This window comes from Corynebacterium tuberculostearicum (assembly GCF_046097255.1).
Taxonomy (GTDB): Bacteria; Actinomycetota; Actinomycetes; order Mycobacteriales; family Mycobacteriaceae; genus Corynebacterium; species Corynebacterium tuberculostearicum_J.
This window is the reverse complement of record NZ_CP175770.1, coordinates 1,514,862-1,533,751: the sequence shown is the minus strand read 5'-3', so window position 1 is coordinate 1,533,751 and position 18,890 is coordinate 1,514,862. Positions and strand designations below refer to the sequence as shown.

Here is an 18,890-nt window from a genome sequence, read left to right as displayed (position 1 = left end):
ACCTTACACGATCTTAGAAGGCGCCTGCCGAAGGGTTATACGTCGCCTGAACGGTACGGGTGTCGCCGGCATCGCCCTGCGGGGAGGAATCGGCGCCTGCGGAAGAATCGGCGTCGGAAGTAGCGGCAGCTTCCTCCTGCTCTTGCTGCTGCATCTCCTCCTGAATCTCCTTCGGGGCTTCGGCAGGATCGGCGCCCTTAATCATCCAGATGATGGTATCGAGCTCTTCCGGCTTCACTAGGACCTCGCGGGCCTTGGAGCCCTCGGACGGTCCGACGACGCCACGAGATTCCATCAGGTCCATGAGACGACCGGCCTTGGCAAAACCGATGCGCAGCTTACGCTGCAACATAGAAGTCGAGCCCAACTGGGCGGTGACCACCAGCTCGACGGCCTCGAGGAGGTCGTCCATGTCCTTGCCAATTTCCTCATCGATTTCCTGCTTGGCCTCGGATTGCTTCTCTTCAGTCACGCCCTCGGTGTAGTTCGGCGCAGCCTGCGACTTGGCGGCATCGACAACCGCCATGACTTCATCATCCGAGACGAATGCGCCCTGCATACGCACAGGACGCTTGCCCTGCGGAATGAAGAGGCCATCGCCCATACCAATGAGCTTTTCCGCGCCACCCTGGTCCAAGATAACGCGAGAGTCGGTCAACGAGGACGTCGCGAACGCCAGACGCGATGGCACGTTGGTCTTAATCAGGCCGGTCACCACGTCCACGGACGGGCGCTGGGTTGCCAGCACCAGGTGAATACCGGCGGCACGCGCCTTCTGGGTGATGCGGACGATGGAGTCCTCAATCTCCTTTGGCGCGGTCATCATCAGGTCGGCCAACTCGTCAACAACACAGACGATGTACGGGTACGGGCGTACCTCGCGCTCGGATCCTGCCGGTGCCTGGTATTCGCCGGAGACCACCTTGCGGTTATAGTCCTCAATCTTGCGCACACGAGCGGCCTTCATATCCATGTAGCGCTGCTCCATCTCCTCCACCAGCCACTGCAGGGCTGCTGCGGCCTTCTTCGGCTGGGTAATGATGGGCGTGATCAGGTGCGGAATGCCCTCGTACGGGGTAAGTTCCACCATCTTCGGGTCCACCAGGATGAGGCGAACCTGCTCAGGGGTGGCTCGGGTTAGCAGCGAGACCAACATGGAGTTGACGAAAGCGGACTTACCGGAACCGGTAGCACCGGCGACCAGCAAATGCGGCATCTTTTGTACCGAGAACGAGGTGTATTCGCCTTCGATGTCCTTACCCAAACCGATGAGCATGGGATCCGGCGAGCTGGTCATGCTCGGCGCATCAAGCACCTCGCGCAGGTGCACCATCTCGCGGTCCGGGTTCGGAACCTCAATGCCGACGGCCGACTTGCCGGGGATGGGCGTGAGCAAACGTAGATTATCCGTGGCCACGGCGTAGGCCAGATTGGATTGCAGGTTCGTAATCTTCGATACCTTGACGCCGGGCCCCAGCTCGATTTCATAACGGGTCACTGTTGGGCCACGGCTAAAGCCGGTTACCTGGGCATCGACCTTGAACTCTTCGAAGACATCGGTGATGGCCTCAATGATGCGGTCATTAATCTCCGTGCGCTCCTTTGCTGGAGTGCCCGGAGTCAGCAGGTCCGTGGTGGGAACCGCGTAATTCTCGTTGCCAAACTGCGCGGCCGGCGCAGGTGCAGCAGAGGTACCCGTTTCCCTTGCGGCCTCGGCCGCAGGCTCGGTGGAGTCCACCTGTGCACCGGTCGTAGCGTCGCGTCCGGAGCGCTCACGGAAGAGTTGGCGGGCCTTCTCGTGTGCGGACGAGACCGCATCAGCGCCTCCTTCCACCGCGGATCCAGCAGCGCCTGCAGCTGCACCGACTGCTGCAGCGCCAGCGGCACCGGCAGCACCCGCAGCAGCAGTCTTTGCTGCGCCACTTGCTGCTCCCGCAGCACCCGCGGCACCCGCAGCCGCACCAGCGGCCGAGCCAATTGCGTTACCGGCGGCGGTGCCAGCATCAGCACCCGCTGCCGTAGCCGAGCGAGTAGAAGGGGAAGCGGGACGTTGACGAGTAGTGCCCAGCACTCGGGTCGGTTCCGGATCCCCGGAAGCCGGTTGTTCCGGCGACGACGCAGCGGCGTCGTCTACCACCGGGATCTCATCGGTATCGCCGATGTCACGGGAGACTGGCTTCTCAGCCGCGTTAGACACGGACTGGAACCCGCCTCGCGTTGGTGCGCTAAAGGCGCGGGTGGCATGTTCCTCCTCTGCTGCAGCAGGGGAATCTACCGGATAAGAAGAACCACGCGGGGCGGGGTCTTCAGTGGGGCGTCGGAAAGCGCGCAGGCTTCCACCACGCGCAGAGGAACGACGCTTGGCCACAGGTCGTGCTGGGCGCTCGCTGCGCTCGCGTCCTTCTGCGATGTCATCAATATCACCAGTCACGTGGCCGTAGAGGTCATCGCCCTCTTCGTCGTAATAATCTTCGTCCGCGCCGCCAAAGCGGGAGAAGGCCGCAGCAATGGCATCAGCCACCAACTCATAGGCCTCGCGGATAGTAATGCCGGTGACCAATAGGGCGCCGTAGATAATGACGAGGAAAAGCAACGGCACAGCGACGAAAGAGGTGAAGGCCGTCTCCAGAAGGCCACCGATGGCGTAGCCGATTACACCGCCGGCACCACCGGCGCTGTCCGGGGTAAAGCCTAGCTCAGGGGTACCAGCAAAGATGTGGATCAAGCTGAGCATGGCAAGGACGATAATGCTAATACCGCCCACAATGCGCGGCTTAAAGTGCCCCGCTGGGCCGGAGATATCCATCATCAAGGCAATGGCCAAGGCCACCAGTGCCACCGGCAGCACCCAGGCGCCTGCACCAATGACGTAGCGGACGATATTGCCCACCCAGGCGCCTACCTGGCCGGCAACGCCAAACCAGACGGTAGCCGCAAGCACGATGGCAATACCAATAAGAACGAGCGCCACCGCATCAGGATTTTTCACCTGAATACCGCGTGATTCTTCCTCGCTTACTTCCATGGTAGAAAACTCTTCTTCCGCAGCTACATCGCGCGCCCGCGTAACCTTGCTCTTCTTCTTTCTCTCCCCGCGTGCAGAAATTTCTTCCGGCTCCCTCGTCGTCTCGTACTCCTCGGTCTCATATACGTCTTCGCTGGGCTTGAGCCCGGCGACGCCATGGCTTACACCCCGCGCCATATTTCCCATGCCGCGGGCCGTGGCACCAAAGGCAACGCCCAAGCCCTTGCCGACGGCCCGGAACGCACTGCCCGTACGCTCCTGCGAGGTCGCCGCCGCGCGCCGATGCGAAGACGTCATAGCCAGGTTTTCCGGCATGCCAGCACCGGACCGGCTGCGGCCCGACGGCCGTGAACGATTCGACTTTCGGCGCGTTCCGCGCGAAGAGGCATTTTTGACAGACATGCCTCTACCTTAACCGCGCCACCCCATAAATCACATTAGCCACACGCGTTTCCCTAACTCCTGGACCCACAATCTAACGGCGAACGCTTCCCACGCACCCCACAGCTAAGAAACCGCGATTAAATCAAGATTAGAGAATTGACTTTACGATGGCTTCGGAGTCACCTTCAATCTTGACTTCAGCAGCATCACGCCCGAAGGACCAGAGGATGAGCTCGCCTACCTCGCCTGAAACGCGAACCACGGCATCGCCCTTCTCCACCACGCCATGCGTATCTGCGGCAACGATTCGCGGCAATCCTTCCGGCTGCAGAATGACCGGACGTTCAGATTTGCGCAAGGCCACCTTAGCCAAGGGCTTTAGGTAGCTATGCATCTGTTGCTTGATGCGTGCCGAAAAGTCGCGTGGGCCCATGCCATTAGCCCGGCGAATATCCTCGTGGTGAACAAAGTGCTCCACAAAGTTTTGCTGTGCATCCACGAACCGGACGGGGTTATAGGAAGCAGGTCCCCTCCCCCAGTCATCAACTAACTCATCAAAGTCGCGTTCGGCCACCTTGCGTGATTTCTTTTCCAGCCGGCCGGACAGTGCGTTGACGAAGATGCCGGCGGCGGCATCGGGGCGGTTTTCCCTCACCCATAAATGCACGGCTAGGTCGCGGGTTGTCCAGCCCTCGCACAAGGTAGGTGCATCGGGACCAAGCTTATGAAATAGCGCTACCATCTTGGCGCGCTCAGCAGAAGAAAACGACATAAGCCCCAGCATACCGAGCTAGCTGGCATGCTGGGGCTGTGTCTTACTTAGCGCGAGGCACCCGTATTACTTACAGGGACTCACGTGAAGCGTCGACGTCTTCTTCATCGGTAACCAAAGGGCCGGAGTTGGTCGGCACGATGGTCGGAAGGATAACCGGCTCGCGCTTGTACTTGGAATCCATGAGCTTGGATACCTTACGGCGCAGCTTCTGCACCATGCGGTAGGTATCATTCTCGCCTTCAGCGGCGAGATCGTTCATGGTGTTTTCCACCATCTCCGCAACCTCCGGCACGATGCCGCGGTCATCATCGGAGAAGCCTGTGGTAGATACCGTTGGGTGCTCCAGCAGGCGCGAAGTGCGGTTATCAATCACACAGGTGATAGAAACCACGCCGCCGGTACCCAGGTTGGTGCGATCAGCCAAGGTATCGGCATCCACATCGCCCATGGACACGCCGTCGACGTACAGGTTACCCACCTGCATCTGGCCTACGACCTCGGCGCGGCCCTTGCGCAGGTCCACGACGACGCCGTTTTGTGCCAGCACCGTACGGTCGCGGTCCACACCGGTGGAGATAGCCAGTTCCTTATTGGCGCGCAGGTGGCGCCACTCGCCGTGCACCGGCATAGCGTTGCGCGGGCGCGCTGCGTTGTACAGGAAGAGGAGCTCGCCAGCGTAACCGTGACCGGAAGCGTGCACCTTTACGTCCTGGTTAGTAATGACGTTGGCACCGATCTGGGACAGCATGTTGATGACGCCGTAGACGGCCTCCTCGTTGCCCGGAATGAGCGAGGAAGAGAAGATGATGGTATCGCCATCGCGGACGGTAATCTGACGGTGCTCGCGTCGGGCCATACGCGACAGTGCGGCCATAGGCTCACCCTGCGTACCGGTGGTAATCAGCATGGTCTTATGCAGAGCCATCTTGGCAGCCTCATCGATGGGGATGATGGTGCCGCGTGGGACCTTCAAGAAGCCCATCTTCTCCGCGATTTCCATGTTGCGCATCATCGAACGGCCATTGAAGGCCACCTTGCGGCCGTTTGCCACGGCAGCGTCGATAGCGGCCTGGACGCGGTAGACGTTGGAGGCGAAGGAGGCCAAGATAACGCGCTGCTTAGCGCCGGCAACGAGGCGCTTGAAGTTGGCAGGAATATCGCCCTCAGATGCCGATACACCTGGGACCGTCGCGTTGGTGGAGTCACACAGCATGAGGTCAACACCCTCATCGCCATAGCGGGACAGGGCTGGGAGGTCCGTTGGACGGTTATCCAGCGGGGTCTGGTCCAGCTTGATGTCACCGGTGTGGATGATATTGCCAGCTGGGGTACCCAGCATGATGCCCAAGGCATCCGGCACGGAGTGGTTGACTGCCCAGAAGCGTACGCGGAACAGACCGTAGGTTACGTCGGACTTTTCATTAACCTCGACGAACTTCGGCTTCTGGCGGTGCTCCTTACACTTTGCAGCAATGAGCGCGATGGTGAAGCGGGAAGCAACGATGGGGATATCCGGACGCAGCTTGAGTAGCCACGGGATAGCGCCGATGTGGTCCTCGTGCGCGTGAGTAACGACGAGGGCCTTGACCTTGTGGATTTTCTTCTCAATCGGGCCAAAGTCAGGCAGGATGAGGTCCACGCCTGGCTCACCGGAGGATGGGAAGAGCACACCACAGTCGATGATGATGAGGTCATCGCCGTACTCGAAGACGGTCATATTACGGCCGATCTCCGAGATACCGCCCAGAGCGTAAATGCGCAGGGCGTCCTTCGGCTGCTTCGGTGGCTCCGGCAGGCGCTTGGTCAGATCCGCGCCCTGCATAGACTTGGGCACGTTGCGGCGGCCACGGTTATTGCGGCCTCGGCCCTTACCATTCTTTCCGTTGCCGTTGCCGTTCTTGCCGCCGTGGTTATTGTTTCCACCGTGGTTATTGCCATTGCCATTGCCGTTGCCACCACGGCCACGGCCGCGGCTGCCACGGGAACGGGAGCGACGGTTGTTGCCGCCATCAGTGTTGTTGTCGGAGGACTTCTTCTTGCCAGAATTATCTTTGTCGCCCTTAGCGGAATTATCCTGCGCGGAATTGCCCGCGTCAGTTGCTGGGGCTTGGAAAACTGGCGAAGCCGCCTCGTTGGAGGCGGTTTCGTTTTCCGCCGGTGGGCCCGCCTTGCGGGTCACCTTGCGGGAACGGTTACGGGGTTCATTCATTCTTAGAGGACTCCAGATTGTTCCAGATCACGGCGAAGTACCTCGCGTTCCTCCTCGCTCGCAGCGGTGACAGGAAGACGGGTATCGCCAACTTCGATGCCCTGCAGGCGCAGGGCTTCCTTTGCAAACGTCGCTCCGCCCAACCGAGCTTGTGCATGGGTAAGCGGAAGGAGCGTAGTGACATTGATTTCTCGGGCGCGGGCCATATCGCCCGCGTCGAAAGCTTCATAAAGTTCTACCAAGGCACGCGGTGCAACATGGCCGATAACGGAGATGAAACCAGATGCGCCGAGGGAAAGCCACGGCAGGTTAATCGGATCATCACCGGAATACCAGGCCAAACCGGTTTCTTGGATGAGTTCTGCGGCCGCAGGAAGGTCGCCCTTGGCGTCCTTTACGGCTTGGATGGTCGGCAAATCCGCAAGGCGGCGGAGGGTATCCGGCGCCACTGGGATGCCCGAGCGGCCAGGGATGTCATAGACACAGATCGGTAGATCCGTGGCTTGCGCGACTGCGGCAAAGTGCTCGTAAACGCCCTTTTGTGAAGGCTTGGAGTAGTAGGGAGTTACCACTAGCAAGCTATCTGCCCCCGCTTCAGCGGTGGCCTGAGCCAGCTTAATGGAGGTTGCGGTGTCATTCGTTCCGGCACCGGCGCAAAGCTTTGCGCGGTCTCCTACTTCTTCCTTTACGGCTTTGAGCAGCTCCAGCTTCTCTTCAACTGAAGTGGTCGGTGATTCGCCGGTGGTTCCACCAAGGATGAGCGAATCAACGCCATTGTCAACGAGATGAGCTGCTAGGCGACGACCTGCTGCAACGTCCAGCGCACCGTCACGGTCAAACGGGGTGACCATGGCGATGCCGATGCGTCCAAAGGTGTCGACGCCAGTCTTTGCTGTCATACCTGTGCTCATAGCCGTCAAGATTACCCTTTTGGCTTGCAATTAGCCGCATCGGGGTCTCGCGCGTGTTAGGCGTAGGGGCTTGCCGCCATCTGGGTCCCATCAGCCAGAGTGGTGATATTGAAATCATCAAAGAGCACTGGAGCCTTGCTTTGCAGCAGTTTCAGGCACTCCACCGCAACGTGGCGAAGCTCCTCGTCGGCCTGCTCGGCGGCACGAGCACCAATAAAGTGACGCCACGCGCGATAGTTGCCAGTGACAACAATGCGCGTTTCTGTGGCGTTTGGCAACACAGCACGCGCCGCCTGACGGGCCTGCTTCTTGCGCAGGAGAGCGTTGGGCTCATCCAGCTTCTCTTCCAGTGCGCTAAGCAGTTCATCGTAAACAAAGCGAGTCTCATCTACCGCTTGCATTACCAATCGGCTTAGTTGCTCGTCTTCGGCCACCAGTTTTGGTAGAACTACTTCGGTCTCTTCTGGGTGAACAAAGCGCTGGGAGAGCTGCGAGAAGGAAAAGTGCCGGTGCCGCACGAGCTCATGGCTCGCCGACCGCGATAGCCCCGTGATGTACATGGTGGCCGTGGCATGCTCGAGCAACGCAGTATGGCCTACCTCCATGATGTGGTGCAGGTAGGTTTCATTGGTTGCCGTCCGGGGATTTGGCTTATCAAAGGACTCATAGCACGCCCGTCCAGCAAACTCGACAAGTGCTTCCCCATCAGAGGCTGAGTCATCCGCGTGCCACTCCACGCCCCGCGGGGCGTGGAACTGTGTTGCGGCAATGAGCTGAATGTCTAGCTCACTTGCTTTAGCCATGGCTTAAAGCCCCAGGTACTTATCGAGGCCCACGACTAGGCCTGGGTGATCCGCAATTTGGCGCACACCCACCAGTACGCCCGGCGTGAAGGACGCGCGGTCATAAGAATCCTGGCGGATGGTCAGCGACTGACCTTGAGCACCAAAGATGACCTCCTCGTGTGCCACCATGCCACGGGTGCGTACTGCGTGAACCGGAATGCCGTCGACGGTAGCGCCGCGGGCACCATCGAGTTGCTTTTCCGTGGCATCCGGCATGTCTCCCAGACCAGCCTCCTTGCGGGCGGCGGCAATTCCCTCAGCGGTATGGATCGCAGTACCGGACGGCGCATCCAACTTGGTTGGGTGGTGGAATTCGATAACCTCTGCAGTCTCAAAGAACTTGGCAGCCTGCTTAGCTAGCACCATGGTGAGAACTGCAGAAATGGCAAAGTTCGGCGCAATGAGGACATTGCCGGCACCGTCCTGCTTGGTCCATTCCTCCACCTGAGCCAAGCGCTCCTTATCAAAGCCGGTGGTTCCCACCACGCAGTGGATTCCGTGGGCAATGCAGAACTCCAGGTTGCCCATTACCGAATCTGGCTGGGTAAAGTCCACGATGACCTCTGCGTGGGCGTCGATAAGCTGCTGCAGATCATCACCGCGGTCAATTTCCGCTACCAGTTCGAGGTCGTCTTCCGCGTTGACACCTGCAACGATTGCCTGGCCTACGCGTCCGTGCGCGCCTAGTACGCCAACCTTGATAGCCATGGTGTGTTCTCCTTCTTCAGCCACATCGGTAGTACTTTTCTCCCCATCCTAACGCGCATGGGGGTTGCGCAATTCCTCGCCTTCCTTGGAACGGACTTGCGCTCTCCGACGATGCCCCTCACTCTCACTAGGATGGCGGGCATGCAGATCTATATCGCTCCGTTCCTGTAGACGACGTTGCCCGCGCTCACGATTTTTACGTCAATACCCTTGGCTTCCGAGTTAAGGATGACGTAACCAACGGCGATTTCCGCTGGCTCACCGTCACCAATGCTGAAGGTGAGGGAGATACCGAGCTACTTTTGGAGCCGAAGGGCCATCCCGCCGCCAAAGACTATGCCGCAGCACTCAAGGCCGACGGCATTCCAGCCACCCAGTTCCTGTCCGCCGATGTGAAAAAAAGAATACAAAGAGCTCAGTGACAAGGGCGTGAAGTTCACCATGGAGCCCACCGATGTTGGCCCGTCCATCATCGCTGTATTCGATGACACCGTGGGCAACCTTATTCAGCTGGTGGAACTAAAGAAGTAGCCGCACCCTCCCCTCTCACACGGGTTAACAATTGCATCACTTCCTACAGTCCGTCCCATCTGCCCCAGTAGAATGGGTGTAACGACACGGTAAGCACCAAGGAAGTGATGAATATGTCTCCCTCATTTTTCTCTCGCACTATCGCCGTGACCATCAGCGCAGGATGCGCAATAGCACTTGCCTCTTGTTCCAATGAGGACACTACGCAGGCAGGCGCACCGGCCTTTAGTGAGGTTCAGTCAACTACCGACACGGCTGATGCTCCGACCAGCTCCGCTACCCCCGCCGCTACTTCTGCCCCGCGCAGTACCTCGGCAGCGGATGCGGAAAAGCAGAAGCTTCCCCAAGACTCTGCCCCACTGGCATTCGCCGGTATGGGTACGGCCTCGCTCGAGGACCAACAGCACATGCCGGAGGGGCTCGGAAACCTCATTCCCACGGGTGTGCGAGTGGGGGCGCACGATGGGTTCACCCGCGTCGTCATCGACCTGGAGGGCGAAGGTGAACCGGGCTGGTTTACGTCCTATACCGATAGCCCGGCCCAACAGGCATCCGGAAAGCCGGTTGAGGTCCAAGGAAATACTTTCCTCAACCTCGGCATTGAGGGAACGCCGTGGCCTTCTACCCCAGAACTAAAAGAAAAGTACATGCAGCCAGGCACTACCCCTGGTGCCGGGGTGGTTAGCGAAGTCAACTACACCACCACCTTTGAGGCGCAAACCCAGCTCATTATCGGTCTAGAGAAGAAGACCGCCTATTCCGTGACGTATCTGAAAGACCCGTCGCGCGTGGTCATTGACTTCCAGAACTAAGGTTTAGCGGCGCCTCTAAACGGTGCACACCTACGAAGAAAGGCTCTGTCTTCCAGCGAATAAACTGGAAGGCAGAGCCTTCTTTGGGTTTAGGGATTAGTCCTCAACCGGAACCAGGGAAATCTTGCCGCGGTTATCGATATCCGCGATTTCTACCTGAACCTTATCGCCAACGTTGATGACGTCTTCTACCTTCTCGATGCGCTCGTCGCCACCCAGGTTGGAAATGTGGATCAAGCCATCGCGACCAGGCGTCAAGGAAACGAATGCGCCGAACGGAACGGTCTTTACCACGGTACCCAGGAAGCGCTCTCCTACCTTCGGCAGCTGCGGGTTAGCAATGGAGTTGACCTTATCGATGGCAGCATCCGCAGCCTCACCGGTGGCAGCGGAAACGTAGACGGTTCCGTCATCCTCGATGGAGACATCGGCGCCGGTTTCCTCGGTGATCTGGTTGATGGTCTTGCCCTTTGGTCCGATAAGCTCACCGATCTTATTAACCGGGATCTTCACGGAAGTGATCTTCGGAGCAAGGCCAGACATCTCGTCCGGGGTATCGATGACCTCAGCCATGGTTTCCAGGATGGTAGAGCGGGCATCGCGAGCCTGCTCCAGTGCCTGGGCGAGGACCTTGGACGGGATGCCATCCAACTTGGTGTCCAGCTGCAGGGCGGTGATGTACTCAGAGGTACCGGCGACCTTGAAGTCCATATCGCCAAAGGCATCCTCGGCGCCGAGAATATCGGTCAGGGCGACGAACTTCTCCTTGCCGTTTACTTCGCCAGAGACCAAGCCCATAGCGATGCCAGCTACCGGAGCCTTCAGCGGAACGCCGGCATTGTAGAGGGACAAGGTGGAGGCACACACAGAGCCCATGGAGGTAGAGCCATTGGAGCCCAAGGCCTCAGAGACCTGGCGGATGGCGTATGGGAAGTCCTCACGAGATGGGATGACCGGAAGCAGAGCACGCTCGGCCAAAGCACCGTGGCCGATCTCGCGGCGCTTCGGGGAGCCCACGCGGCCGGTCTCGCCAGTGGAGAATGGCGGGAAGTTGTAGTGGTGCATGTAGCGCTTGGATTCCACCGGGGTCAGGGAATCAATCTGCTGCTCCATCTTGAGCATGTCCAGGGTGGTAACACCCAGAATCTGGGTCTCACCGCGCTCGAACAAGGAGGAACCGTGAGCACGCGGAACCAGGTCCACCTCAACGGAGAGGTCACGGATATCGGTAACGCCGCGGCCATCGATACGGAAGCCCTCGGAGAGGATCTTCTGGCGCACGATCTGCTTCATCAAAGCGTTATAAGCGCCGCGGATCTGCTTAGACGCATCGGCTTCTTCCAAGTCCTCGAACTGGTCCAAGAGCTTTTCTTCGACCTGCTCCATGTATTCATTGGTGGCGTCGTCGCGTTCCTGCTTGCCCGGAATGGTCAGCAGCTTCTCTAGCTTCTTTGCAGCGGCCTTTTCAACTGCCGCGAAGACATCATCGCCGTATGCCGGGAAGAGCGGGAACTCCTGGGTTTCCTTGGCGGCACGCTCCGCCAGACCGTTCTGGGCCTCACACAGGGTCTTAATGAAAGGCTTTGCTGCCTCCAAGCCTTCAGCGACGGCTGCTTCCTGCGGTGCAGGAGCGCCGTCGGCAATGCGCTCAGCAACGTTGGTGCCAGCACCGGCCTCAACCATCATGATGGCTACGTCGTCCTTGCGGCCCTTTTTAACAATGCGTCCGGCAACGACCATCTCAAAGAGTGCGCGCTCGTGCTGCTCGTGGTTCGGGAACGCTACCCACTGGCCTTCTGGGTGCTTATCGTCAGCAATCAGTGCCATGCGGACGCCACCGACTGCACCGGAGACGGGCAGGCCGGACAGCTGGGTGGCGGCGGAGGCGCCGTTGATGGCAACGACGTCGTAATACTCTTCCGGATCCTGGGACATCACGGTGACAACGACCTGAACCTCGTTGCGCAGACCCTTGACAAAGGTTGGGCGCAGCGGGCGGTCGATGAGGCGGCATGCCAGGATGGCCTCAGAAGAAGGGCGGCCCTCACGGCGGAAGAAGGAGCCCGGAATCTTGCCGGCGGCGTACATGCGCTCTTCTACGTCCACGGTCAGGGGGAAGAAATCGAATCCCTCGCGCGGCTGGTTGGACGCAGTGGTCGTGGCCAGCAACATGGTGTCATCGTCCAAGTAGGTGGTCACGGAGCCGTCTGCCTGGCGGGCCAACTGGCCGGTTTCAAAGCGCAGGGTGCGGGTGCCAAAGTCACCATTGTCTAGCGTGGCAATGGCCTCGGTAATGCCAAAGTCCTCGTCAATATTGAACTCGACGGAGTTCTGAACGCTCATTAAAAAATGTCTCCTTGAGTGGTTTGGGCGATCGTCGATGCCGCCTGGTCGATTTTGTCTATGACAACGGTGTCAAATTCTAACAGAAAAACCACAAAAGCCCCGCCAAAGGGCGGGGCGAGGTGGCCGAAGCTGGGCCGGAATTAACGGCGCAGACCCAGGCGAGAGATCAGATCACGGTAGCGATCAACGTTGTTCTCAGCCAGGTACTTCAGCAGGCCACGACGGCGACCAACCATCAGCAGCAGACCACGACGGGAGTGGTGATCGTGCTTGTGGAACTTCAGGTGCTCGGTCAAAGTATTGATGCGGGAGGTCAGCAGGGCAACCTGTGCCTCAGGGGAACCGGTATCGGTTTCGTGCAGGCCGTACTCCTTGAGGATTTCGGCCTTCTTCTCAGTGGTCAATGCCATGAGTATTTCTCCTTTATTTCAGTCCACATTATCGTGACGCATAAGCCAGCGCGATGCGCATTGCTTGTGCGTGCCGCAACTGCTGTGAACCGCAGTCGCTAAGCCAAACAAACACCTTACAGCGCCCAGGCAGAAAAAATCAAAACCACATGGCTTCCAGGCTGTGCTTTTAGAGCTCGCTGAAGAGCGTCTCAAGGCGTCCGACAAACTCCCGCACAAAACGATCACTATCCACGCCCACAGCCACCCGGGCGGTGGGTGGCGCATCCAAACGCTTTTCATCCGCGATTGTCCGCCCACGGGTAGGGCCGGTGGTGTCAGTCTTGAGGTTTATCGAAAGGACGTCGACAAGCGAGGCATCTGCTGCCACCGCAACGGCCAATGGATCGTGCAAACCGCACCCGCCCAAGTGCGGCGATGTGGTGGCGTAAGCGCGGATGTAATAGTCCACCATGTCCGCAAAGATGCGGCCAGCGTGGGTGCCGGTAGCGCGCCAACGAGCGGACTCCGCCGTGGTCAATAGGGTGCGCAAGGTGACATCCAAGCCCACCATGGTGGTATCGCTCGTGTGGCGGAAGAGGTAATCGGTAGCTTCCGGATCCTGGGAGATATTGGCCTCAGACCACGGCGTGACGTTGCCAGGAACGGTAAGAGCCCCACCCATCATCACTAGGTGTGCGGCTGTGGCAAAGGAGGGGTCCTGCTGCATGGCGGCAGCAATCGTGGTGGACGGGCCGGTCGGAATGATTACTAGATCATCGCCGTGCTCGTGCAGAGCCTCGATGAGGAAATCGGCCGCTGGTTGGGACTGCGCCTGGGTAGTTGCCGGCGGAAGCAGGACCTCCCCCACGCCGTTGTGGCCGTGAATAAAGGAAGAAATCTCACTTGGCCGAAACCCATCCGGGCTAGGCCCGGCAAACACTGGAATATCGTCTTGGCCCAGCAGCTCTAGAAGAGCCAGGGTGTTGCGCACGGCCAAGGGCACGGTCACGTTGCCGTACGTACAGGTCACGCCGATGAGGTCCAGGTCCGGATGGGCGATGGCATACGCCAGCGCTAGGGCATCATCAATGCCGGTATCAAGATCGAGAATCGCCTTCATTTATTTCTCCCGCAGGAAGTAGTCTTTCGCGGTCCAGCCCTGCGCCTTCGCGTCGGCAGCGAGCACCTGGCGGGCCTTGGCTACGTCATTGGCCATGGCCTCAAGCAGCTCGTCTACGGAATTGAATTTCACCATATCGCGGAGGTGGCCCACAAAGTGCACCGTAGCCTCGTAGCCGTACAGGTCAGCGTCGCGGTCGAGCACGAAGGACTCAATGGAGCGCTCCTCATCGCCAAAGGTGGGGTTGGTGCCTACGGAAATGGCGGCCGCATAGGCCACGCCAGGCCGCATATCCCCCTCGATAGAGGAATCAGAGTGGACGATGAACCAGCCCGCGTACACACCATCGGCCGGGATGGCCACCGTATCCGGGAAATACTGATTGGCCGTGGGAAATCCGAGCTCCTTGCCTCCACGTCCTGCGCCGCGCACTACGGGCCCGGTCACGGTGAAATGGCGACCGAGAGCCCAGTTTGCGGATTCGATGTCCCCCTGCGCAAGGCACTCACGGATGTGGGTGGAACAAATGCGCACGCCCTTATCATCCAGCAGTGGAACGATGTCCACGCTAAAGCCAAACTCGGCACCAAAGTCCTGCATAGCCTGGGCGGTTCCGGTCGCGCCGGCGCCAAAAGTGAAGTTCTCTCCTACCACGATGTGCTGGGCTGCGAGCTTTCCTACCAATAAATCTTCTACGTAGGGCCGTGGCTCCACCCCAGCAAGGTCGCGGGTGAAGTCAATAACGAGCACGGCAGCAATGCCCATCTCTTCGGCCAATTCCAGTCGGCGTTCAAAACTCAACACCGACAGGGGCGCACGCTCTGGGAGGAATACCGACACCGGGTGCGGGTCAAAGGTCACCATGACAGGGCGCTCACCATGAGCGCGTGCATGCTCCACACAGGCGGAGATGAGCTGTTGATGGCCACGGTGCAGGCCGTCAAAGACGCCGATGGTTACTGACGTTGGGCCCACTTCCGCGGGGATGTCATCGATTCCGTACCAAATATCCACGCAGACCATCGTAGAGCATAGACTTAGAGGCTATGACTGATGCGCTCGCAAACTCCGGACTCGTCATCGTAGACAAACCCGCCGGCATGACCTCCCACGATGTTGTCGGCCGCCTACGCAGGTACTTTCATACCAAGAAGGTAGGCCACGCCGGTACCCTCGACCCCATGGCCACCGGCGTGCTGGTCCTTGGCGTGGAGCGTGGCACCAAGTTCTTGGCCCACATGGTTGCCTCCACTAAGTCCTATGACGCCACCATTCGCCTCGGCGCCGCCACCACAACCGATGACGCCGAGGGGGAATACTCTTGGGGTGCTAGCGCTGCGGACATTGACCGCACCGCAATCGAGGCAGAGATTGCCAAGCTCACCGGCGATATTATGCAAAAGCCCGCGGCGGTATCCGCTATCAAAATTAACGGCCGCCGCGCCCATGAGTTAGTACGCGAGGGCCAGGAGGTAGACATTCCCGCCCGCCCAGTAACGGTAGATAAGTTTGACGTTCTGGCAGAGCGCCGCGAGGGCGACTACATCGATCTAGACGTCACGGTGGATTGTTCTTCCGGTACCTATATTCGCTCCTTGGCCCGCGACCTAGGCGAGGCCCTGCAGGTGGGCGGGCACCTGACCGCCTTGCGCCGCACTGAGGTGGGCCCTTTTGCACTTGCCGACGCCCTCTCGCTCGACACCCTGGCCGATTCCCCGCGCCTTTCCCTCAGCCTGGACGAGGCCTTGGCTCGCTGCTTCCCCGTCCTTTCCATTTCGGAGGAGGAGGCAGCCGCCCTCGCTATGGGCAAATGGCTAGAGCCCCGCGGGCTCAAGGGCGTCCACGCTGCTGTGGCCCCTAATGGCCAAGCCGTGGCGCTCATTAAAGAAAAAGGCAAGCGCCTGGCCACCGTATTTGTGGCACGGCCCTCTACCCTTTAGCGGCTAAAGTCTAAAGCCGGAACCGAGGTGGAGACGATAACGTAGCCATCTCTGATTACCCAGCGCCCGGTGATAAAAGGCACCGGTGTGGGCCTAGCCAAAATATAGGAAATAAGCGTGCCATCCTCGCGCAGGTCGATTTCTGCCTGGTCAAAGTCCAACCAACGAAAGGTCATGGGAAACCACGACTTATACGTGGCCTCCTTGGCACAGAAGAGCAAACGATCCGGGCAGGTAATCCCCGCCTCACGAAGCCGCAAAAGCTGCGGCATCTCCCCTGCCCGAGCAATCATGGTGAGCACATGATCTGGCAGCGGTTCGGCGGGTTCTGCATCCAGGCCTACGGATTTTAAAGCTGAGGTAGGGGCAACCACCGCAGCCCGCATCCCCTCGGTATGCGTCATCGAGCCGACAAAACCTTCTGGCCACAGCGGCATGCCGCGCTCGCCGCGCAAAATCGGCGTCACCGGGCTGGCACCTAATTCCTGCAAGGCTCGGTGCGCACACCACCGAGCATCACCGAACTCGGCCTTGCGCACATCAACCGCATGGGAGACGAGAGACTTTTCTTCGGCCGCGAGGCCTTCAAAATTAGCCAAATCCGCGTAACCCGAATCCGTGCGCACATAGCAATAGCGCGCACTTTCCGGAAATAGCTCTGGATACATCATCGTGCCTCCTCCCCTTCAAAAGAACGCAGTACCGGATAGGGCCACGGCTGGGTGCTATCTCGACCCTGCCATTCGCGTGGATACCCCAATGACGTCTCAATGTGGTCAACGCCGTCCACATTCATGCGAGACGGCATATGCAAGTGCCCATAAATGACGGACTGCGCGTTATAGCGCCGCGGCCACGACCGCGTATGCCGGGTTCCGCACCACAAGGCAATTTCCGGAAAGCGCAATAGCATTGTCGGTTCTTGGACCAGCGGCCAATGGTTAACCAACACGGTAGGACCATGTACTCGGGAAAGGCGCTTGATGGAATAGGCCAACCTGTCCCAACACCACGCCCGCACGTCTACGAAGGGAGCAATGGCGAACTCATCGGTCATCATCAGTTGTTTTGCGCGCGCCGCCTCAATGGCTTCGTCCACGCTAAGACCATGCGGACGGAAACTGTAATCATACAAAGTAAATAGCGGAACGATGGTGGTCCCGTGGAATACCGGATACGGGTCTTCGGGAGTAATAACTCCAATCTCCCTGCACCTTTCCACTAGGTGCGCATACTTTTCTCGGCCTTGATACCGATCCTGGGAGCGGGAGAATAACTCATGGTTGCCCGGCACCCAGATGACCCTGGCATAGCGATCATTGAGCTGGCGCAAAATACGAATGATGAGATCGGTACGCTCTGCGACGTCCCCAGCTACAATCAGCCAATCCGCAGGATCGGGCGGAGTAAGCTGATCAATGCGCTCGCTATTGGCGCTGACCGCTCCATGCAGGTCAGAAACCGCCCACACTGTTGGCATAGGTTTCTCACCTGTCTTCCTAGAAGCTGCGCGCTGCACGTAGCCGCACACCACGCGAGAGTATCAACACGCCCACTTTAGCGCAGCTAGCCCTCCTGCACTACGGCCCATTTCATCGATCGGAACCGGTAGACGACACCCACCATGCGGAAAGCAATGAAGGCGGCGAGGCCACACCACACGCCGGTTAAGCCTGTGCCCATAAAGTGCGCCAAGATAACGCCCGGCAAAAATCCCACTAGGACCGAAGAAATGGTCAGCGTGCGCAGGAACGCAGCATCGCCGGCGCCGAGCAAGACACCATCGAAGGCGAAGACCACGCCACCGCCGATAACCATGGCTACCAGGATCCACCACGGCTTAGAGATGGCATCGAGCACTTCCGGAGAGGAGGTGAAGATGCGCGGAATAATCCCTGCACCAGCAGCAAATACGACAGCCAAGAGGCCAGAGAAAATCGTAGAGTACAACGCCACCTTGCTGCCCACACTGCGTGCGTGCCGCGCAGAGCCAGCACCTAGTGCAGCACCAGTCAATGATTGCGCGGCAATGGCTAACGAATCCAAGATGAGGGACATGAAGTTCCACAGCTGCATCATGATCTGGTGACCGGCCAAAGAAGCGGTACCAACGCGGGAAACCACAGCCGTGGCGGTAAGAAAGGCCACCTGGAAGCTGGCTGAACGCAAAATAAGATCGCGGCCTAAGATGAGCTGTTCGCGTACCACATGCCATTGAAATTGCCAGGAGCCGGTATGTTCCTTATGCAATTCGCGGACGAATAGCGCGGCAATAATGCTCATGCCTAATACCGTGGCAATGGCCGAGCCTGCCAGCCCCCAGAAATGGACGAAGATGGGCACCGCAATAGCGCCGGGAATCATGCCAGACAACGTAAAGTACAGCGGCTTCTTCGTATCTTGGACACCGCGCATCCAGCCATTTCCGGCCATTTCCACCAAAGTAACGGGAATAGCCAGTGCTGCGATGCGCAGCCACAAGGCCGTCCCGGCGGCCGTGGTGGGATCACCGGTTAAGGCGCGTGCAAATACGCCGCCAAAAATCCACATGATTACCGCGAGCAGCCCGCCTACTCCTAGGGCCACATAGGTGGCTTGCACGCCTTCAGCAACCGCAGCTTCGCGTTTGCCGGAGCCAAAGAGCCGAGCAGAACGAGCGGTCGTGCCGTAGGACAAGAAAGTCAACTGTGTCGTCACCACGGAGTGAATTGTGGTGGCTGCAGCAAGTGAGGCGAGCTCTTGGGCACCTAGACGACCAACAACCGCGGTATCTAGCAAAAGGTAGAGCGGCATGGCCGCAAGTACGCCAAGCGCGGGAAACGCGAGGCCAAAGACCTCGCGTGCGGTTACCGTGCCAGCGGTGGAGCGATCCTGAGCGTTCATTCCATCCGT

Annotated in this window: 15 protein-coding genes and 1 pseudogene; 3 read left to right on the top strand and 13 right to left on the bottom strand. The window is 59.1% G+C overall.

Features of this window, described 5'->3' with window-relative positions; translation table 11 throughout:
• Positions 1-13: 13 nt before the first annotated feature.
• The 6 genes from ACKFRY_RS07295 to dapB form a co-directional block, all read right to left on the bottom strand.
• Entirely contained in the window at positions 14-3,340 is a 3,327-nt protein-coding gene (locus ACKFRY_RS07295; RefSeq protein ID WP_408923416.1) for a DNA translocase FtsK 4TM domain-containing protein, read from the bottom strand.
• Between the two features lie 217 nt (positions 3,341-3,557).
• Entirely contained in the window at positions 3,558-4,193 is a 636-nt protein-coding gene (locus ACKFRY_RS07290; protein ID WP_408922568.1) for a TIGR03085 family metal-binding protein, read from the bottom strand.
• A 58-nt stretch (positions 4,194-4,251) separates the two neighbouring features.
• Entirely contained in the window at positions 4,252-6,393 is a 2,142-nt protein-coding gene (locus ACKFRY_RS07285) for a ribonuclease J (protein WP_408922567.1), read from the bottom strand.
• A gap of 2 nt (positions 6,394-6,395) precedes the next feature.
• Positions 6,396-7,304 (bottom strand): 4-hydroxy-tetrahydrodipicolinate synthase, encoded by a 909-nt coding sequence (dapA, locus tag ACKFRY_RS07280; protein WP_408922566.1) that lies wholly within the window; start codon positions 7,302-7,304, stop codon positions 6,396-6,398.
• Positions 7,305-7,360: 56 nt separating this feature from the next.
• Positions 7,361-8,107 (bottom strand): FAD-dependent thymidylate synthase, encoded by a 747-nt coding sequence (gene thyX, locus ACKFRY_RS07275; protein WP_200435523.1) that lies wholly within the window; start codon positions 8,105-8,107, stop codon positions 7,361-7,363.
• Positions 8,108-8,110: 3 nt separating this feature from the next.
• Entirely contained in the window at positions 8,111-8,857 is a 747-nt protein-coding gene (dapB, locus tag ACKFRY_RS07270; protein WP_005325148.1) for a 4-hydroxy-tetrahydrodipicolinate reductase, read from the bottom strand.
• Between the two features lie 158 nt (positions 8,858-9,015).
• Here dapB and ACKFRY_RS07265 point away from each other — a divergent pair.
• Positions 9,016-9,388: pseudogene (locus ACKFRY_RS07265) on the top strand (VOC family protein); the annotation flags it as partial.
• Between the two features lie 113 nt (positions 9,389-9,501).
• Positions 9,502-10,200, top strand: a complete 699-nt coding sequence (locus tag ACKFRY_RS07260) for a hypothetical protein (RefSeq protein ID WP_408922565.1) — start codon at positions 9,502-9,504, stop codon at positions 10,198-10,200.
• Between the two features lie 96 nt (positions 10,201-10,296).
• Here the strand turns inward: ACKFRY_RS07260 and ACKFRY_RS07255 are convergent, their stop codons facing one another.
• From ACKFRY_RS07255 to ACKFRY_RS07240, 4 genes are all read right to left on the bottom strand, one after another.
• The gene (locus ACKFRY_RS07255; RefSeq protein ID WP_179386628.1) at positions 10,297-12,543 is read right to left on the bottom strand and encodes a polyribonucleotide nucleotidyltransferase; all 2,247 of its coding nucleotides are present in this window, start codon (positions 12,541-12,543) and stop codon (positions 10,297-10,299) included.
• 143 nt (positions 12,544-12,686) lie between these two features.
• The gene (gene rpsO, locus ACKFRY_RS07250) at positions 12,687-12,956 is read right to left on the bottom strand and encodes a 30S ribosomal protein S15 (protein WP_005278802.1); all 270 of its coding nucleotides are present in this window, start codon (positions 12,954-12,956) and stop codon (positions 12,687-12,689) included.
• Positions 12,957-13,125: 169 nt separating this feature from the next.
• Entirely contained in the window at positions 13,126-14,058 is a 933-nt protein-coding gene (locus ACKFRY_RS07245; RefSeq protein WP_408922564.1) for a nucleoside hydrolase, read from the bottom strand.
• Complete coding sequence (locus ACKFRY_RS07240; protein WP_250410055.1) at positions 14,059-15,081, bottom strand: bifunctional riboflavin kinase/FAD synthetase; 1,023 nt, start codon at positions 15,079-15,081, stop codon at positions 14,059-14,061. It abuts the gene before it with no gap.
• 23 nt (positions 15,082-15,104) lie between these two features.
• Between ACKFRY_RS07240 and truB the strand changes: the two genes are divergently transcribed.
• The gene (gene truB / locus ACKFRY_RS07235; RefSeq protein ID WP_408922563.1) at positions 15,105-15,998 is read left to right on the top strand and encodes a tRNA pseudouridine(55) synthase TruB; all 894 of its coding nucleotides are present in this window, start codon (positions 15,105-15,107) and stop codon (positions 15,996-15,998) included.
• On the opposite strand, the gene ACKFRY_RS07230 is transcribed toward truB, so the two are convergent.
• The 3 genes from ACKFRY_RS07230 to ACKFRY_RS07220 all read right to left on the bottom strand — a co-directional run bounded on the left by ACKFRY_RS07230 (position 15,995) and on the right by ACKFRY_RS07220 (position 18,881).
• Positions 15,995-16,669 carry a 4'-phosphopantetheinyl transferase gene (locus ACKFRY_RS07230; protein WP_408922562.1) on the bottom strand — a complete coding sequence of 225 codons (675 nt, stop codon included), beginning with the start codon at positions 16,667-16,669 and terminating at the stop codon, positions 15,995-15,997. The two genes, truB and ACKFRY_RS07230, sit on opposite strands and share 4 nt — an antisense overlap.
• Positions 16,666-17,478: a metallophosphoesterase family protein gene (locus ACKFRY_RS07225; protein ID WP_408922561.1), complete on the bottom strand. Its 813-nt coding sequence runs from the start codon at positions 17,476-17,478 to the stop codon at positions 16,666-16,668. Before ACKFRY_RS07225 ends, ACKFRY_RS07230 begins: the two co-directional genes overlap by 4 nt.
• 86 nt (positions 17,479-17,564) lie before the next feature.
• The gene (locus ACKFRY_RS07220; protein WP_040425272.1) at positions 17,565-18,881 is read right to left on the bottom strand and encodes an MATE family efflux transporter; all 1,317 of its coding nucleotides are present in this window, start codon (positions 18,879-18,881) and stop codon (positions 17,565-17,567) included.
• Positions 18,882-18,890 lie beyond the last annotated feature (9 nt).

What these genes read in the sequence shown, in the direction of transcription:
- ACKFRY_RS07295 (WP_408923416.1), bottom strand. Translation starts at nt 3,340, where the DNA reads ATGCCGGAAAACCTGGCTATGACGTCTTCGCATCGGCGCGCGGCGGCG.
- ACKFRY_RS07290 (WP_408922568.1), bottom strand. Translation starts at nt 4,193, where the DNA reads ATGCTGGGGCTTATGTCGTTTTCTTCTGCTGAGCGCGCCAAGATGGTA.
- ACKFRY_RS07285 (WP_408922567.1), bottom strand. Translation starts at nt 6,393, where the DNA reads ATGAATGAACCCCGTAACCGTTCCCGCAAGGTGACCCGCAAGGCGGGC.
- dapA (WP_408922566.1), bottom strand. Translation starts at nt 7,304, where the DNA reads ATGAGCACAGGTATGACAGCAAAGACTGGCGTCGACACCTTTGGACGC.
- thyX (WP_200435523.1), bottom strand. Translation starts at nt 8,107, where the DNA reads ATGGCTAAAGCAAGTGAGCTAGACATTCAGCTCATTGCCGCAACACAG.
- dapB (WP_005325148.1), bottom strand. Translation starts at nt 8,857, where the DNA reads ATGGCTATCAAGGTTGGCGTACTAGGCGCGCACGGACGCGTAGGCCAG.
- ACKFRY_RS07260 (WP_408922565.1), top strand. Translation starts at nt 9,502, where the DNA reads ATGTCTCCCTCATTTTTCTCTCGCACTATCGCCGTGACCATCAGCGCA.
- ACKFRY_RS07255 (WP_179386628.1), bottom strand. Translation starts at nt 12,543, where the DNA reads ATGAGCGTTCAGAACTCCGTCGAGTTCAATATTGACGAGGACTTTGGC.
- rpsO (WP_005278802.1), bottom strand. Translation starts at nt 12,956, where the DNA reads ATGGCATTGACCACTGAGAAGAAGGCCGAAATCCTCAAGGAGTACGGC.
- ACKFRY_RS07245 (WP_408922564.1), bottom strand. Translation starts at nt 14,058, where the DNA reads ATGAAGGCGATTCTCGATCTTGATACCGGCATTGATGATGCCCTAGCG.
- ACKFRY_RS07240 (WP_250410055.1), bottom strand. Translation starts at nt 15,081, where the DNA reads ATGGTCTGCGTGGATATTTGGTACGGAATCGATGACATCCCCGCGGAA.
- truB (WP_408922563.1), top strand. Translation starts at nt 15,105, where the DNA reads ATGACTGATGCGCTCGCAAACTCCGGACTCGTCATCGTAGACAAACCC.
- ACKFRY_RS07230 (WP_408922562.1), bottom strand. Translation starts at nt 16,669, where the DNA reads ATGATGTATCCAGAGCTATTTCCGGAAAGTGCGCGCTATTGCTATGTG.
- ACKFRY_RS07225 (WP_408922561.1), bottom strand. Translation starts at nt 17,478, where the DNA reads ATGCCAACAGTGTGGGCGGTTTCTGACCTGCATGGAGCGGTCAGCGCC.
- ACKFRY_RS07220 (WP_040425272.1), bottom strand. Translation starts at nt 18,881, where the DNA reads ATGAACGCTCAGGATCGCTCCACCGCTGGCACGGTAACCGCACGCGAG.